Below are 15,874 nucleotides of genomic sequence, written 5' to 3'. Positions count from 1 at the left end.
AGCTTCCCTTCGGCTGAAACGGTTGCCGATACGACTACCTTTTTCTCTTTCAATTCCTTGATCACGCCGCGGATTTCCAGTTCGGCGTCTATTGGGGTCGGGCGCAGGTAGTTCACATGCAGCGATGCGGTGACAAATCGGAACGGGGCCTCGTCCGGCCGGGCTCGTCCGGCAGCGGCCGAGGCCGAACCGGTGCCGTGACAGTCGATCAAAGAGGCCAGGAGACCACCGTATACATAGCCGGGTATAGCCATATGGACAGGCCGCGGCCGAAATCGGGCGACCGTCTCGTCACCATCCCAATAGCTTTTCAACTGAAGACCATCCGGATTGAGTCGTCCGCATCCATAGCAGTGGCTCAGTTCATCGGGATAGTTGTCCTGGAATGCGATTTCACTCATTGTGCTCCTTTCTCGCTTAGACACAGCTGTTCCGGGTCAGATCTCACAGGGAGTATGACGGGCGTATGGTCTGTCTTAAATCGTTCGGTGCCAGAGAATTCAGGGGCGGTGGGGCTATGGTTGCGTCAGGTAGATGAAAACAAATTGTTCGTCATTGATGTCGACGGTCATGTCACAATTGCGGGATTGGGCATAATTGAGCCAACCTCGCTTTCCGGCACCGCCGGATTCGACCTTGGGATGCGATTCGCCGGTCGTGGCATTATACCATGAAATCAGCATGGGGTCCGGAAAAAGTGATTTCACCTTTTCATCGGCCATAGACTGGGCGGCTGGAAAATCCAGATCGGGCTTCTCGGTCCTGATCTTAACCGGGTTGATCAGCTGGTACTTCAATGGCGCTTTTGCCATTCCCACCTCCTTTTGATGAAACGGGGGATCATATGAACATTGGATGTAATACGGGCTGACAAAAAAATCAATAGCCGTAAAAAACAGCCGGGTGGGTCGGTTTGAAGTGCCCTTTGCCATGTGGTAGGCTGGTTTTACCTATACCGACACCAAGGAGGATGCGGTGCAGAAGACCCCAGTTCTTCCAGACAGCTGGTTCTCGATGGAACCGGTTCAGGCCCGAATGATAGACCCTTCCGGTGAATTGGCTGACCGCACCATTCAGCTTCGCATTAACCCCATTTCGGGCCGCACCAGTCGAATCGCCTTCAGTCGTGTGAATGAAAAAGAGGCGGGTGTTGAGCGCCTGCCTTCGCCACCCCCGGATTCGCGGCAGACGGCGCGCTGCCCTTTTTGCCGCCCCCAGGTGCTGACGCAGACACCGCAGCTGATCCCCCAAATCCATCCGGCCGGCAGGATGACCCGGGGGGACTCGCTGCTGTTTCCCAACCTGTTCCCCTATGGCCCCTATTCTGCGGTGAGTCTGTTTGACAACACCCACTTTGTGGAGATCGGCACAGCCGTCGAAAGCAGCTACACAGACTGCCTGGTCAATTGCGCTGACTATTTAAGGCGGGTAAACCAGCACGATCCATCAGCGATACATATGGCGATCACCCAGAACCACCTGCCATCGGCAGGAGGTTCCATGGTCCACCCCCACCTGCAGGTTCATGCCGACCGGATCGGCGCCAATCACCAGCGGTTCCTTTACGACCGTGCACTGACCCATTGGCAAGCCCTGCAGCGAGGGCTTTTTGGTGATTATGCCGCCCATGAAGTCCGTGCGCGAGAACGGTACATCGGCAGCACCGGACCGTGGATATGGTTGGCGGCTTTTGCGCCGGAAGGGTTTTTCGAGATCTGGGCCATCTATCCCGGAAAAACCTCCCTGATGATGCTGGACGAAAACGCCTGGCGCCATCTGGCCACAGGCATGATCCGGGTTCAACGGCTCTACCGCAGTCTGAACCGAAACGGGTACAATTTCGGCCTGCTTTCGGTGGAAACACCACAAAGCGCGCTGGAGTTGCGAGCCGTTATGGTGGTTCGTTCCAATTACGCCCCCTGGACCCGAAGCGATCACACCGGCTTCGAAGTCATGCTGGGGGATATGGCCACCTTTACCGCTCCGGAAGAGACCGCGCGGCTGGCCCGCGCCTTCTGGCAATGATGGCCCCGTTAATTTTCAGTTCCGTGAAATCAGCAGCCTGACATCGGTTGTCCGACGCCAGTCCTTCGCCTTTAGACCGACAGCGTCTGCGATGCCTTTACCGGGTGCGCCTTCAGATACTCCAGCCGGTTCAACCCGTTGATGTAAGCCTTGGCGCTGGCTGTGATGATGTCCGGATCGGAACCGCGGCCCAAGGCCATCAGGCCGTTTTCACGCAGGCGCACCGTCACCTCGCCCTGGGCGTCGGTGCCCCCGGTCAGGGCGCTGACGGTAAAACGGAGCAGTTCGGCCTTGGCGTTGGTCAACTCGGCGATGGTGTTGTATGCCGAATCGATGGGACCGTTGCCGTAGTTGGCGCCCTGAACCGAGCGGCCGTTGATGGAGAGCCGCACACTGGCCATGGGCAGGACCGTTGTCCCACAGGTGACGTGCAGATATTCCAGAGAGAAGACTTCGGCGGACCTGAGCACGCCCTCGGTGACCAGGGCTTCCAGGTCTTCGTCCATGACGTGCTTTTTCTTGTCGGCCAGGGTCTTGAACTGTTTGAAGACCGTTTTCAGTTCATCTTCGGACAGGTCGTAGCCCAGGTTTTTCAGGTGCGTGTACAGGGCGTGGCGGCCCGAATGCTTGCCTAACACCAGCTGGTTATGGCTCAATCCGATGGTCTCCGGCTTCATGATCTCATAGGTCATGGGGTTTTTCAGCATGCCATCCTGGTGAATGCCCGCTTCGTGGGCAAAGGCGTTGGCACCCACGACGGCTTTGTTGGGCTGGACCATGATGCCGGTAATCATGCTTACCAGGCGGCTGGTGGAATAGATGTGCTGGGTCTGGATGCCGGTGTCGAAGGGCATGAGGTTCCGGCGAGTGTGCAGGGCCATGATCACCTCTTCCAGGGAGGTATTGCCCGCGCGCTCGCCGATGCCGTTGATGGTCACTTCGGCCTGACGGGCGCCGGCATTGATGGCGGCGATGGTGTTGGCTGTGGCCAGGCCTAAATCGTTGTGGCAGTGGACGCTCAACGTGACCTTGTGCATGTTCGCGGTGTTGGCCATCACATACTTGACCATCTCCTCGAACTCCTGGGGGATGGCGTAGCCCACCGTATCGGGTAGGTTGATCGTGGTGGCGCCTGCTTCGATGGCCGCGCCAAACACCTTGCACAGGTAGTCCCGGTCGCTGCGGGAGCCGTCTTCGGCCGAAAACTCCACGTTGTCGGTGAAGGTCTTGGCGTACTTGACCGCCTCTATCGCTGCGTTGAGCACCTCTTCCCGGGACATTTTCAGCTTGTAGTCCAGATGGATGTCCGAGGTGGCGATAAAGGTGTGGATGCGGGGATTGACGGCGTGCTGGACTGCACCCCAGGCCTGGTCGATGTCGCTCTTGTTGGCCCGTGCCAAACCTGCAACCTCAGTGGTCTTCAGGCGTTTGGCGATTTCCGAAACCGCCTCGAAGTCGCCTTCGGAGGCGGCGGGAAAGCCCGCTTCGAGAATGTCTACGCCCAGCTTTTCCAACTGGACGGCCAGCCGCATTTTCTCGTTGGTATTCATGCTGGCGCCGGGACTCTGCTCACCGTCCCGCAAGGTGGTGTCGAATATTTTAATGCGCTCGGTCATTGCTGTTCTCCTTTGTATTGCATGCATGGTTGAAGATAAAACCCCCGGTTCACGTGAAGCCGCGGCGCTTTGGCAACTTAGAAAAAGCAGGTGATGCCGAGCATGGGCCGCGGAATCGGCCGAATGGTCGTTCCCGCGGCGTTGATACCTTCCTTGGCTGAATTCATGGTGCTTTGCTTCCTTGGTCAATCGGGTTGGGTGCGGTAGCTGCTGTTTTCCGGTTTTCGGCTTCAGGCGTTAAACGACATGGGCCATCCCTGTTTAAGATCTTCCGCCTCACTGCTTGGGGACGGGTTGCTGCGTCGTTGGGCTTCCTTGGCCAGCTTGAACTGAAAGCTGTCGGCCAGGGCCTGCCAACTGGCCTCGATGATGTCCTCGGAGACGCCGATGGTGCTCCAGATCTGGTCCTGGTCGCGGGATTCAACCAAAACCCGGACTCTGGCCTCCGTGCCCTCACGTCCGTCCACCACGCGCACCTTGAAGTCCACCAGTTTCATGGTGTCCAGGTCCGGGTAGAAATTGCCCAATGCCTTTCTCAAGGCATTGTCCAGGGCGCTCACCGGGCCAAGACCTTCGGCGGCGGTGATCTCGTGACTGTCACCCACCGAAATTTTAATGGTGGCGTGTGCAGAACAGGGTAGGTCCTTGTCCTTTTCGATGGTCACCCGGAAGGACTCCAGATCGAACAAGGGCCTGAACTGCTCGGTGAACTTTTCCAGCATGATCTGAAAGGAGCCGTCAGCCACGTCGAACTGATAACCCTCGTCTTCCATCTGTTTGATGGCGGCAACGATGGCCTTGCTGTCACTTCCGTTGGCGCCCAGGTCCACGCCCATTTCCCTGGCCTTGTACTCCACGTTGCTCTTGCCGGCCAGGTCGGACATGAGCACCCGGCGCTGGTTGCCCACGGTTTCCGGGTCAATGTGTTCGTAGGCCCGTGATTCTTTCATGATGGCGCTGACGTGAATACCGCCTTTGTGGGCGAAGGCACTGCGCCCCACGAAGGGGCGGGAGTTCAGCGGAACAATGTTGGCCGTCTCGCTCACATATCGGGAAATGCTTTTCAGTCCGGCCAATTTTTCTTGCGGGATGCAGGGCCGGTTCATTTTGCTGCTGAGAACGGGAATGATGGTGGTCAGGTCGGCGTTGCCGCAGCGTTCTCCGTAGCCGTTGATGGTGCCGTGAACCATGATTGCACCGCAGTTGATGGCGGAGATGGCATTGGCAGCAGCCATGCCGCAATCGTTGTGGGTATGGATGCCCAGTTTGAAATTCCCTGTATCGCCGAATCGTTGCTTCAGACCCTCGCTGACCGATTGGACGGTCGATTCAATTTCCTGGGGAAGGGTGCCACCGTTGGTGTCGCAAAGGACCAAAAAATCGGCGCCGGCGCCAAAGGCTGCTGCCAGCGTTTCCAATGCGTAGTCCGGGGAATCCTTGAATCCGTCGAAAAAGTGCTCGGCGTCATATATCACTTCCCGATCGTTGGCTTTGAGAAAGGCAACACTGTCGGCGATCATGGCCAGATTCTCCTCCAGGGTGTTGTCCATGATGGACTGCACGTGAAAGGTCCAGCTTTTGCCGAATATGGCCGCCGCCGGCGTTTCACTTTTCAGAATCGCATTCAGGTTGGCATCGTCGGCAGCATCGATGCCGGGCCTGCGCGTGGATCCAAACGCCGTGATGCGGGCAGTCTCGAATCGTTCCCGTTTGGCCAGGTCGAAAAAGCGGATATCCCGGGGATTGGATCCGGGCCAACCGCCCTCGATGTAGTGGACTCCCAAATCGTCCAACCGCATGGCGATCTTGAGCTTCTCGTCGGCCGTGAAGGTGATGTTTTCTCCCTGGGTACCGTCTCTCAATGTGGTGTCGTAGATTAGGATTGGTTGCATTATTTTTCTCCTGACACTGCAATGACTCCGGGAACAGGCTGGCTGATGGCTCCGGCCGGAACCCCATGCCATTTATTTTCGTCGGTTTTCCGGTCGCAGGGCGCGCACCGCGGCACCGGTCCGCCACATCTCGGAATCGTGAATAACTTTCAGCTCCGCATCCAACCGTTCCCGGTAATCCGGGGCGCTGTTGCATTCAAGGGTCCGTCGGGTCTCCTTACCGGAAACAACGCTTGTGTATAGTTGTTCGAACACCGGTGCCACGGCATCCCGGAAGCGGGGGGCCCAGTCCAGGGCGCCGCGCTGGGCGGTGGTGCTGCAGTTGGCGTACATCCAGTCCATGCCGTTCTGGGCCACCAGTCGTATCAGGCTCTGGGTTAATTCTTCCACCGTCTCGTTGAAGGCCTCACTGGGGCTGTGGCCGTTCTTGCGAAGTACGGCGTACTGGGCCTCCATGACACCAGCCAGGCACCCCATGAGCACACCGCGCTCGCCGGTAAGGTCACTGTGGACCTCTTTTTCAAAGGTGGTGGGAAAAAGGTAGCCGGAGCCGATGGCGATGCCTAAAGCGATGGTGCGCGCCCTGGCCCGTCCGGTATAGTCCTGATGAACGGCAAAACTGGAATTGATGCCACTGCCGTCCAGAAAGTTGGAGCGCACCGTGGTTCCCGAGCCTTTTGGTGCCGCCAGGATCACATCCACGTTTTTCGGTGGGACGATCCCGGTTTGATCCCGGTAAACGATGCCAAAGCCATGGGAAAAGTAAAGGGCATCACCTTCGTTGAGGCAGGCTTCGATTGTGGGCCACATGACCACCTGGCCGGCATCGGACAACAGGTACTGGATCACGGTGGCCTTCCGGGCGGCTTCCGCGATGGGGAACAGGGTTTTCCCGGGAACAAAGCCATCGGCAACGGCCTTGTCCCAGGAGGCTGACCCTTCCCGCTGACCCACAATGATCGCAATGCCGTTATCGCGCATGTTCAGTGCCTGTCCCGGCCCCTGGACCCCGTAACCGAGCACGGCAACCGTTTCTTTTTCAAGCAGTTCGCGTGCTTGCTGGAGGGTAAATTCTTCTGAGGTGATCACTTCTTCAGTCGTTCCGCCAAAATCGATATGAGCCATCTGTCACTCCTTGATTAATATTTTAATTCCGGTAGGTTATCTTGCGTTTTATTCCAAATCGGTTTAACAGCCTGTTAATACGCCGCCGCCACATACCCCAGCGGCATGCAATCGACAGTTTAGTGGGGCTCCCTGAACAAGGCGATGGTGCCTGTCCGGGCAATCTTCTTGATGCCCATGGGCTTGAGCAGGTTGATCAGGGCCTTCATCTTATCTTCGGTCCCGGTTGCCTCAATAATATAGTACTCGGAACCCACATCTACCACCTTGCATCTGAAAATATCGACAATCCGCAGTATCTCGTCGCGATTTTCCGGTTTGGCCCGAACACAGACCAGCGCCATTTCCCGTTGGACCGATCCGGACCCGGTAAGGTCTCTGAGCTTGATCACATTGATCAGTTTTCGAAGCTGCTTTTCGATCTGTTCAACAAGTGGTTCATTGGCTTTGGTGACGATGGTGATCCGGGATACTTGTGGATCGATGGTTTCCGCCACGCAGAGGCTTTCAATGTTAAATCCACGGCCGCTGAACAACCCGACGATCCGGGAAAGCACCCCGGGTTCATTGTCCACCAGCATGGTCAGGATGTGTTTCTCTTCTGTCATTAAGCGTGGTTCCCTTAAATTCAGCAAAAAGTGACGGTTAAAAAATCGTAGCCGTTTACGGGTTCAAAGGTTCAGGGTTCAGAGGTTCAGAGAGCACCGAAACCTCAGCCAAAGTAGCCACTTGCGATAAACGCTGATCCGGTGAATGTTTACATGCCTGAGTTACTCGCTCTGGGATTGGCGGTTTCATCAGGAATTTATTAGCCTGCGAACGAGGTCAACCAATAAAAAACCAACCCAGAACGGTGAACGCTGAACCTGTGAACGCTTACAGCAAATTATACCAGCAGCATTTCCGTGATGGGTGCCCCGGCCGGTACCATCGGATAGACGCACTCTTCCTTGGCAACCCTGAAATCCATGATCACCGGGCCGGGCGTTTCGAGACCCTGGCGCAGGACGGTTTCCACCTCGTCCGGCCGGGTGGCCCGCAATCCAACGGCACCAAAGGCCTCGGCCAGTTTGACGAAGTCAGGCGCGTGATCCATGCATGTGCAGGCATAGCGCTTGTCGTAAAACAATTCCTGCCACTGGCGGACCATGCCCAGGTAGCAATTGTTCAGGATGACCACCTTGACCGGCAGTTGGTACTGTACGGCGGTAGCCATTTCCTGGATGTTCATCTGGATGCTGCCGTCTCCGGCCACATCCACCACCAGGGCATCGGGGAAGGCCACCTGGGCGCCGATGGCTGCCGGCAGGCCGAAGCCCATGGTGCCCAGTCCGCCGGAGGTGACAAAACGACCCGGAGTGTCGAAAAGATAAAACTGGGCCGCCCACATCTGGTTCTGACCCACTTCCGTGGTGATGATGGCATCGCCCCGGGTCAGTTCATAGAGTTTTTCCACCACGTACTGGGGTTTGATCTCTTCCTCCTGGACGTAGGACAGCTTGAAATTCTGCTTCCATGCGTCGATCTGATCCAGCCAGGGGCTCCGGCTGGCCGTCAGCTTGTCCAGGTCCTCTTCCGCCAGGTAGCTGTTGATCACTTCCAGTGTGGTTTTGCAGTCTCCGACCACCGGGATGCTCACCGGCACGTTCTTGCGAATGGAGGTGGGGTCGATGTCGATGTGAATGATTTCGGCCTGGGCGGCAAAGCAATCGGTCTTGCCGGTCACCCGGTCGTCGAAGCGTACGCCGATGCCGATGAGCAGATCGCATTCGCCGGTGCTCATGTTGGCCCGGTAAGTGCCGTGCATGCCGATCATCCCCAACGAGAGGGGATCGGAGCCGGGAAAAGCGCCCAGCCCCATGAGGGAGGTGGTCACCGGGATGCGGGCAGTGCGGGCCAGCCTGGTCAGCGCCTCGGCCCCTTTGGAAAGGATGACGCCGCCACCGGCAAATATCACCGGACGCTTGGCCGACATGATCAGATCCACCACCTTGCGCAGCTGTTTCGAATTGGGTTTGTAGGTGGGGTTGTAGGATTTGAGATTGACTTTTAGCTTGGGTTTGAAATCGGTCGTGGCCTGCTGCACATTCTTGGGAATGTCTACCAGCACGGGCCCCGGTCGGCCGGATCGGGCGATATGAAAGGCCTCCTTGAGAATCCGTGGAAGTTCCTCAACCGAGGGCACCAGGTAGTTGTGCTTGGTGCAGGGTCGGGTGATGCCGACGATATCCACTTCCTGGAATGCATCATTGCCAATGAGGTGGGTGGGTACCTGGCCGCTGATGATCACCACGGGAATGGAGTCCATATAGGCGGTGGCCACGCCGGTGACGGCGTTGGTGGCGCCCGGTCCGGAGGTGACCAGACAGACGCCGACTTTTCCGGTGACGCGGGCGTAACCGTCGGCCGCATGTACCGCACCCTGCTCATGACGCACCAGGTAGTGGCGGATATCGGTTGTTTCCAGACGGTCATGAATATCGATAGTGGCACCGCCGGGAAACCCGAAAATGGAATCCACGCCCTCTTCTTTAAGGACTTCCATCAAAATCTGCGCTCCGGTGAGTTTCATTTTATCGTGCTCCTTTTTACTGAAGTCCGAGGTCGGAGATCGGATATCCGACCTCTGCCTTCCGGCTTCTGTCGTTTGTCCGTCATCTGACAATCGCCCCCTGGCTGGCCGACGATACCTGCCGGGCGTAGCGGGCCATGTACCCATGCCGGATTTTCGGTTCGGGTTCCTGCCAGCCGGCCATACGCCGGCTGATCTCGCCATCGGATACTTTCAGAGAGACGGTTTTTGCGGGGATATCGACGGCGATGCGATCGCCTTCTTTTACGATGGCAATGGGGCCGCCCTGGGCCGCTTCCGGTGAGATGTGACCGATGGCGGCTCCGCGTGATCCGCCCGAAAATCGGCCGTCGGTAATCAGGGCCACGTGGGCATCCAGCCCCATGCCGGCGATGGCCGACGTGGGGGTGAGCATTTCGCGTATGCCCGGACCGCCCATGGGACCTTCGTAACGCACGATGATGACATCTCCCTTGTTGATGCGGCCCGCCATGATGGCTTCAGTTGCCGTCTCCTCGGGATCAAAGACTCTGGCCGGCCCTTCATGGTGCATCATTTCGTCGAGAACGGCCGACGGCTTGACCACGCATCCTTCCGGTGCCAGGTTGCCGTAAAGCACGGCCAGGCCTCCCTGAGGGTGGTAGGGATGGTCCAGCGGCCGTATCACCTCGGGGTCACGGGTTAGGACACCGTCGATATTCTCGGCGATGGTCGTGGCGGTGACGGTCAGGCAGTCTGCATGGATTAAACCGGCCGCAGACAGTTCACCCAGGACGGCGCTGATGCCGCCGGCACGGTTCAGGTCCTGAATGTGGTGTTCGCCGCCGGGGCTCAGGGAGCAGATGTGAGGCGTTTGTTCACTGATTGCGTTGATCATGTTCAAATCCAGAGAAACATCGGCCTCTGCGGCAATTGCCGGCAGGTGCAGCACGGTGTTGGTGGAACATCCCAAAGCCATGTCGACGGTCAGGGCATTGTGGAACGCCTCGGGAGTCATGATTTTTCTGGCGCTGAGCTTTTTTTCCCACAGGTCCATGATTTGAATGCCCGCCTGCTTGGCCAGGCGCACGCGGGCGGAGAAGACGGCGGGGATGGTGCCGTTTCCCGGCAGGCCCATGCCGATCACTTCGGTCAGGCAATTCATGGAGTTGGCGGTGAACATGCCGGCGCAGGAGCCGCAGGTTGGGCAGGCGGCGTCTTCGATGTCAGCCAGTCGGTCTGCTTTCATTTTTCCGGCTTTTACGGCGCCGACAGCCTCAAAAACGGTAATCAGGTCGATTTTCCGGCCGGGTATTTCCGGGTGCTCACCGGCCAGCATGGGGCCGCCGCTGATGAAAATGGTGGGCAGATCCAACCGCGCGACTGCCATGAGCATGCCCGGCACGATCTTGTCGCAGTTGGGGATCATGACCATGGCGTCCAGGGCATGACCAACGGCCATTACCTCGATGGAGTCGGCGATGAGTTCGCGGCTGGCCAGTGAGTACTTCATGCCGGTGTGATTCATGGCGATGCCGTCGCAGACGCCGATGGTGCCGAATTCCACCGGCGTGCCGCCGGCCATGTAGATTCCGGCCTTTACCGCCTGAGCGAGGGTGCCCAGGTGAACATGGCCGGGGATGGCGGTATTGACGGCATTGGCGATGCCGATCAGCGGCCGCTTGATCTCCTCATCCGTGTATCCAATGGCTTTGAAAAGGGCTCTGTGGGGTGCCCGTTCGATACCTTTTTTGGCGTCGTCACTCTTCATTCACTGGACGTCCTTTCTGAAAATGGGCAAAAAAAAATCCGTTATCGCCTCGGGGGGTGATAACGGATTACGTGATTTCCGGTGTTGGCTGGTTTAGACCATTATCGCCCCTGTTTCCTCGTTGTGGATGAGGACACCCACTACGAGGATAAGAATAAGACTGATAATGTTGATAAGGGCGTAGCGGCTATTCATTTTTTTATGATACCATTTAACGTTGACCCTCCCCTAACAGCCCGTTTCCGGCAAGTCAAGCTTTTTCTTGCCTTTGGGCCGGCGCCCCGATAAGATGAGTAAAGCATTCACACATCCTAATGAGGTTTACACCATGGACCAGACATGGCAATCCTTGAAAGGGCAGTTTTTGATGGCCATGCCCGGGCTGGCCGACCCCAACTTCTACCAGTCTGTCACCTGCCTGTCAGAGCACAATCCAAAAGGAGCCATGGGGATTGTTCTCACACGGGTCCACCCGACTGTCAACGGTAAGATGATCTTTGATGAATTGCAGATCCCAACCGCTGCCGGCGCTGAAAAAATTCCCATTCACATCGGAGGGCCGGTCCATATGAATGAAATATTTGTGCTTCACGGCGCTCCCTTCACCTGGGAAGGCAGCATGATGATAACCGAAGAACTGGCCTTGAGCAATTCTCGCGATATCCTTGAAGCCATCTCCGGGGGAAGCGGGCCCCGGGCGTTTATCATCGCCTTGGGATGTGCCGGTTGGGGGCCCGGGCAACTGGAAAGTGAAATCCGCAGCAACTCCTGGATTAACGGGCCCTATTCGGAAGCCATCGCCTTTCAAATGGAAGTGGAGAGACGCTGGGAAGCGGCCCTGAAAGGTATCGGCATTGACCCGGCCTTGCTATCCGATACGGCGGGTCATGCCTGACGGCTTCGTAAAAAGCCCGATATCTGCGTTACGCTTCATCCCTCGTCACTGCGGAGTACGATCAGTACACTGCCTACGGCACCCGCGATAGCGGTATTCTCGGGATGGAACATGAATGTTCGCCGTAATGATGAAGATCGATATACTGTTCGCTCGCTAAAGCTCGCTTTCGCGGCCCGCAAGCCTTGATCTCGGGCTTTTTACGAAGCCGTCGGAAATGCGACTTTTTGCGAGTTTGCAAAAAGTGAGTTTGAAAAGAGTGACCCGCTATGTTATCAAGGGAATTGTAGGAAAGGCTGAATGAGGGGGGGGCAAGGGGCGCTGATTGGCCCCTTTTTTTTATTCGGTGTCGTCCTTTTTGGGTTTTTGTTTGGGTTTTTTCTTTTTCAGACAATCCTTGTCCTTCCTGACGAATGCACAGAGCTTCGGATTGTAGTACTCCTTGCAGTTCAGCGGATTGTATAATGGGCATTCCGGATGTTTTTCTGACATGTTTCTGGTGTTCCTTATGCTGGATTTATCGCCTTTGAGCCGCCCATCTCATCTATTTCCGGTCAGCTGTATATCATTAAACCATAAGATTTACAAGCCATTGTGTTCATTTGTAAGATGCCTGCACCACTTGACCACCGGATGGGAAACCTTTGACAACCGATCCTTTTAAATGTAAAAACCTTTAGCCGGTGCCCGGATAATTCCCACGGACAAATTCCGGCCTTTCAGTATCCGCATCCGTTGGTTTCGCAACCATCACCAAACCTGAGACCAGATCTGAGACCAGACCCGAGAAAAGATAGACATGCCTGCATACGAGACACTCAAGCTCCAGCTTACCCGAATCAGCGAGGATACCGCGCATCTCATTGAAGACGCCGAGAAGATTATCGAACGGGTTGATGATGGGTTTTCCCAGTGGAAGACAACCTGCCAAATCATATCCGAACAGATATCCGAAGAGACGATGCGCGTGGCTGTAGTGGGTGCCATTAAATCGGGGAAAAGTACCTTCGTGAATACCCTTTTTGGCGGTGATTACCTCAAACGGGGGGCCGGGGTGGTCACTTCCATCGTCACCCGGGTGAGAACCGGCAGCCGTTTGCGGGCCATCCTTTATCTCAAGAACTGGGATGAGGTGAACCGGGACATCGATCAGGCATCGGTGCTGCTGCCAGCCCACAAGCGTTCCGGTGAGGCGCATCCCTTAGACATCCGCCGGGAAACGGATCGGCAGATCCTTGAGCGAGCGCTGGCCGACCTGGCGGCCGACCAGTTGATTTCCAACGACACCCGCAGCGCCGGCAGCGTGCTGCTGGCCTCCTATCTCAACGGCTATGATCGTGTACAGCCGGTCGTACAGGCGGATTATGCCACGGTGGTGTTTGGGAACGACCGGTTCCCCTTGCACCGTGATTTCGTTGGTGACGATGCCATGGCCGTATACCTGAAGGACGTGTTGCTGGAAATTGACACCCCGGGACTCGGCGAAGGGGTCGAAATAGCCGACTGCCAGGGCAGCGACTCTCCCAACCCGTTGCACCTGGCCATGATCCAGGACTATCTGATGCTGGCCCACCTGACGATTTATGTGGTCAGCAGCCGCACAGGGCTTCGTCAGGCAGACATCCGGTTTTTATCCATGATTCGAAAAATGGGAATTCTGGAAACGATAGTTTTCGTCGTGAACTGCGACCTCAGCGAGCACGAATCCCCTGAAGATCTTGCCGAGGGGCTTCGGAAGATTGAAGCGGACCTGAGCCTTATCTGCCGCGAGCCCCGGATGTTTACCTTCTCCGCCCTGTTTCTGCTCATGTCGCAGATGGAATCCGATCTGTCCCAAAGAGACCGTGACCGGTTCGGCCATTGGCGCCGGGAGACGGAGATGGTCGATTTTGTGTCGGCAGAACAACGCCGTTTTCAGCAGTACCTGGAACAAAAGATCCGCCGGGAGCGAACCTCCCTGCTGCTGAAAAACCATCTGGAACGGCTGGAAATAGTAGCCGGCGGCATTGGCAGCTGGATTGATTTCAACCGTGATCTGCTGGCCCGGGACGCTGGTGGGGCGCGGGAGCTGGCCGACCGTGTCGACAGTCAGCGGGGCCGATTGGAGCGCATGAAGCTGACGGTGAAAAACACCCTGGACGGCGCCGTCAATCAAGTCAAACGCGATTTGAAAACAGCCATAGACCGGTTTTTCGACGAGCATGCCGACGGAGTGGTGTCCGGGGTTGTCCGTTATGTTCGCAGCTATCAGGTGGAGATGCACCGCTATGATGAAAGCCTGATGAGTGTGGGATTTGCCAAAACGCTGTATATGGTTTTCCAGGAGTTCAAACAGGCCTTGGATGAGCACATGGCCGAAACGGTTAACCCCCAGGTGATCCGGTTCGTCAAGGCGCAGGAAAAAAATCTCATGGTCTATCTGGATGAGATTGCCGGACCATATGGTGCCATGATCGATGAAGCCCTGGCGCAATACACCAACGCCATGGATGAGGGTAAGATGCCCCAAGGGCGAGAATCGCAGCCGATTCGCTTGGGGCCGGAGCTGGAATCGATCCGCAAGGTGGCCGGGTTGTCGCTGCCGCCGGCTGCGGCAACCATGCGTTATTCCGCCCAGATCAAAACCGAGGCGGTGATGCGCTTCGGTTTCTACAAGATCGTCAACCTGGTCAAGAAAGCCATGAAAAAATCGGCGGACAAAGTCCATCAGGAACAGTTCCTGGCGCTCGCCTCGGGGGTCAAACGCATGAAGCGCGAAACCGAGCGATCCGTTTTGTTTCACTTGAAAGACTACAAGGAAAATATCAAGTTTCAGTATATGCTGAAACTGGCCGATGCGGCCGCTTCGGCCCTCAACGGCAGGATGCTGGAGCGGTTCCAACACCATGGGGCCGATCTCTCCAGGCTGGTTGACCTCATCAGTGAACAGCGGCTGGACAAAGAAAATGTGTCGGCTTCACTCGACCGGATGAGAGACGCTTCCCGGTCACTGCAGGAGAAGATCGGCCATCTTAAGGCAGATCTTGGGCAATTGAACGGCTAATGCGACAACGCTAACGGAAGGGGAGGCAAGATGGCTAAAAAGAAAACCAGGGCAATTGCGGTGGCAAACGAGAAAGGGGGGGTGGGCAAGACAGTAACGGTGATCAACCTGGCAGCAGCGTTGACTATGGCCAACCAATCCGTGCTGGTGGTGGACATGGATCCACAAGCCAATGCCACTCGAGGGCTGGGTATTCTGCCTGATGACGAGCTGCCCTCGGTCTACGACCTGATTATGAACAACGGCCGTAAAGCGGTTGAAGAGACGGTCCTTTCCACGCAATGGGACGGGCTTCACCTGATACCCTCCCATGTGGATCTATCCGGTGCCGAAGTGGAATTAGTGGAGGCCGAAGGGCGGGAAAACCGGCTCAAGGATGCACTGGCCCCGGTGGCCGGGAATTATGATTTTATTTTAATGGACACCCCGCCCAGCCTCTCTCTGCTCACCGTCAATGTCTTCTCGTTTGCCTCGGAAGTGCTGGTGCCCTGCCAGACGCACCCTTATGCGTTCGGGGCCCTTGCCGAACTGTTTGACACCGTCGATGCGGTGCGTGAAGAGATCAATCCCGGGTTGTACATTACCGGCATTGTCCCCACCATGGTGGACCTGCGCACCCGGGTAGCCAATGTCGTTATGGATCAACTCAAGACCGACATCCGCTATCGAAAGCTGGTATTCGATACGGCCATTCGCAGCAACACCACCATCGCCGAAAGCGCCGAAGTGGGCAAGCCGGTGGTGTTTTATCGCCGAAGCAGTTACGGGGCAATCGATTACAATCGTCTGGCGGATGAACTGCTGACAAGGAAGCATGCTTGGCCCGCAAGTATTCGGTTAAAGGCGTAAGGTTGAAGGTTTAAGGGGTAAGATCAGGCAAAGGAAAAGCATGATTTCCTGATTCCGCCCTTGACGAGCAACCGATCCCGTTTCATTTCGATATCAGCTATCAGCTA

Annotated in this window: 13 protein-coding genes; 4 read left to right on the top strand and 9 right to left on the bottom strand. The window is 56.6% G+C overall.

From position 1 onward, the window contains the following. Positions 1-401, bottom strand: a 401-nt coding sequence (locus tag QNK41_RS19280) for a PaaI family thioesterase (RefSeq protein ID WP_319260302.1), incomplete at its 3' end; no start/stop codon positions are given. A gap of 114 nt (positions 402-515) precedes the next feature. Next, positions 516-812, bottom strand: coding sequence for an AF1514 family protein (locus QNK41_RS19275; RefSeq protein WP_319260299.1), 297 nt, complete (start codon positions 810-812; stop codon positions 516-518). Between the two features lie 163 nt (positions 813-975). On the opposite strand from QNK41_RS19275, the gene QNK41_RS19270 reads away from it, so the two are divergent. Further along, entirely contained in the window at positions 976-2,025 is a 1,050-nt protein-coding gene (locus QNK41_RS19270) for a galactose-1-phosphate uridylyltransferase (RefSeq protein WP_319260297.1), read from the top strand. Between the two features lie 71 nt (positions 2,026-2,096). Here QNK41_RS19270 and QNK41_RS19265 read toward each other — a convergent pair whose 3' ends face one another. The 6 genes from QNK41_RS19265 to ilvD all read right to left on the bottom strand — a co-directional run bounded on the left by QNK41_RS19265 (position 2,097) and on the right by ilvD (position 10,980). Then, positions 2,097-3,641 carry a 2-isopropylmalate synthase gene (locus QNK41_RS19265; protein WP_319260294.1) on the bottom strand — a complete coding sequence of 515 codons (1,545 nt, stop codon included), beginning with the start codon at positions 3,639-3,641 and terminating at the stop codon, positions 2,097-2,099. A gap of 230 nt (positions 3,642-3,871) precedes the next feature. After that, entirely contained in the window at positions 3,872-5,533 is a 1,662-nt protein-coding gene (cimA, locus tag QNK41_RS19260; RefSeq protein ID WP_319260291.1) for a citramalate synthase, read from the bottom strand. Between the two features lie 72 nt (positions 5,534-5,605). Continuing rightward, positions 5,606-6,658, bottom strand: coding sequence for a ketol-acid reductoisomerase (gene ilvC, locus QNK41_RS19255; RefSeq protein ID WP_319260288.1), 1,053 nt, complete (start codon positions 6,656-6,658; stop codon positions 5,606-5,608). Between the two features lie 119 nt (positions 6,659-6,777). Next, positions 6,778-7,266: an acetolactate synthase small subunit gene (ilvN, locus tag QNK41_RS19250; RefSeq protein ID WP_319260285.1), complete on the bottom strand. Its 489-nt coding sequence runs from the start codon at positions 7,264-7,266 to the stop codon at positions 6,778-6,780. Between the two features lie 278 nt (positions 7,267-7,544). Beyond that, positions 7,545-9,230, bottom strand: a complete 1,686-nt coding sequence (ilvB, locus tag QNK41_RS19245) for a biosynthetic-type acetolactate synthase large subunit (RefSeq protein WP_319260282.1) — start codon at positions 9,228-9,230, stop codon at positions 7,545-7,547. A gap of 82 nt (positions 9,231-9,312) precedes the next feature. After that, on the bottom strand, positions 9,313-10,980 hold the full coding sequence (ilvD, locus tag QNK41_RS19240) for a dihydroxy-acid dehydratase (protein WP_319260279.1): 1,668 nt from the start codon (positions 10,978-10,980) through the stop codon (positions 9,313-9,315). A gap of 328 nt (positions 10,981-11,308) precedes the next feature. Here ilvD and QNK41_RS19235 point away from each other — a divergent pair, with 328 nt between their 5' ends. After that, positions 11,309-11,875, top strand: a complete 567-nt coding sequence (locus QNK41_RS19235; protein WP_319260276.1) for a YqgE/AlgH family protein — start codon at positions 11,309-11,311, stop codon at positions 11,873-11,875. Positions 11,876-12,214: 339 nt separating this feature from the next. Here the strand turns inward: QNK41_RS19235 and QNK41_RS19230 are convergent, their stop codons facing one another. Then, complete coding sequence (locus tag QNK41_RS19230; protein ID WP_319260274.1) at positions 12,215-12,367, bottom strand: hypothetical protein; 153 nt, start codon at positions 12,365-12,367, stop codon at positions 12,215-12,217. Between the two features lie 307 nt (positions 12,368-12,674). Between QNK41_RS19230 and QNK41_RS19225 the strand changes: the two genes are divergently transcribed. Continuing rightward, complete coding sequence (locus tag QNK41_RS19225; RefSeq protein ID WP_319260272.1) at positions 12,675-14,918, top strand: dynamin family protein; 2,244 nt, start codon at positions 12,675-12,677, stop codon at positions 14,916-14,918. A 30-nt stretch (positions 14,919-14,948) separates the two neighbouring features. Beyond that, complete coding sequence (locus tag QNK41_RS19220) at positions 14,949-15,767, top strand: AAA family ATPase (RefSeq protein WP_319260269.1); 819 nt, start codon at positions 14,949-14,951, stop codon at positions 15,765-15,767. The last annotated feature ends 107 nt before the right edge of the window (positions 15,768-15,874 follow it).

The sequence above is a fragment of the Desulfosarcina sp. genome, from assembly GCF_033791525.1.
Classification (GTDB): domain Bacteria; phylum Desulfobacterota; class Desulfobacteria; order Desulfobacterales; family Desulfosarcinaceae; genus Desulfosarcina.
Note: the sequence above shows the minus strand (reverse complement) of the source record. Positions and strands in the feature narration are given on the sequence as shown.

Excerpts from the sequence above, each read along its gene's own strand:
- QNK41_RS19225 (WP_319260272.1), top strand. The coding sequence starts at position 12,675 with ATGCCTGCATACGAGACACTCAAGCTCCAGCTTACCCGAATCAGCGAG.
- ilvC (WP_319260288.1), bottom strand. The coding sequence starts at position 6,658 with ATGGCTCATATCGATTTTGGCGGAACGACTGAAGAAGTGATCACCTCA.
- cimA (WP_319260291.1), bottom strand. The coding sequence starts at position 5,533 with ATGCAACCAATCCTAATCTACGACACCACATTGAGAGACGGTACCCAG.
- ilvD (WP_319260279.1), bottom strand. The coding sequence starts at position 10,980 with ATGAAGAGTGACGACGCCAAAAAAGGTATCGAACGGGCACCCCACAGA.
- QNK41_RS19230 (WP_319260274.1), bottom strand. The coding sequence starts at position 12,367 with ATGTCAGAAAAACATCCGGAATGCCCATTATACAATCCGCTGAACTGC.
- ilvB (WP_319260282.1), bottom strand. The coding sequence starts at position 9,230 with ATGAAACTCACCGGAGCGCAGATTTTGATGGAAGTCCTTAAAGAAGAG.
- QNK41_RS19275 (WP_319260299.1), bottom strand. The coding sequence starts at position 812 with ATGGCAAAAGCGCCATTGAAGTACCAGCTGATCAACCCGGTTAAGATC.
- QNK41_RS19220 (WP_319260269.1), top strand. The coding sequence starts at position 14,949 with ATGGCTAAAAAGAAAACCAGGGCAATTGCGGTGGCAAACGAGAAAGGG.
- QNK41_RS19265 (WP_319260294.1), bottom strand. The coding sequence starts at position 3,641 with ATGACCGAGCGCATTAAAATATTCGACACCACCTTGCGGGACGGTGAG.
- QNK41_RS19235 (WP_319260276.1), top strand. The coding sequence starts at position 11,309 with ATGGACCAGACATGGCAATCCTTGAAAGGGCAGTTTTTGATGGCCATG.
- ilvN (WP_319260285.1), bottom strand. The coding sequence starts at position 7,266 with ATGACAGAAGAGAAACACATCCTGACCATGCTGGTGGACAATGAACCC.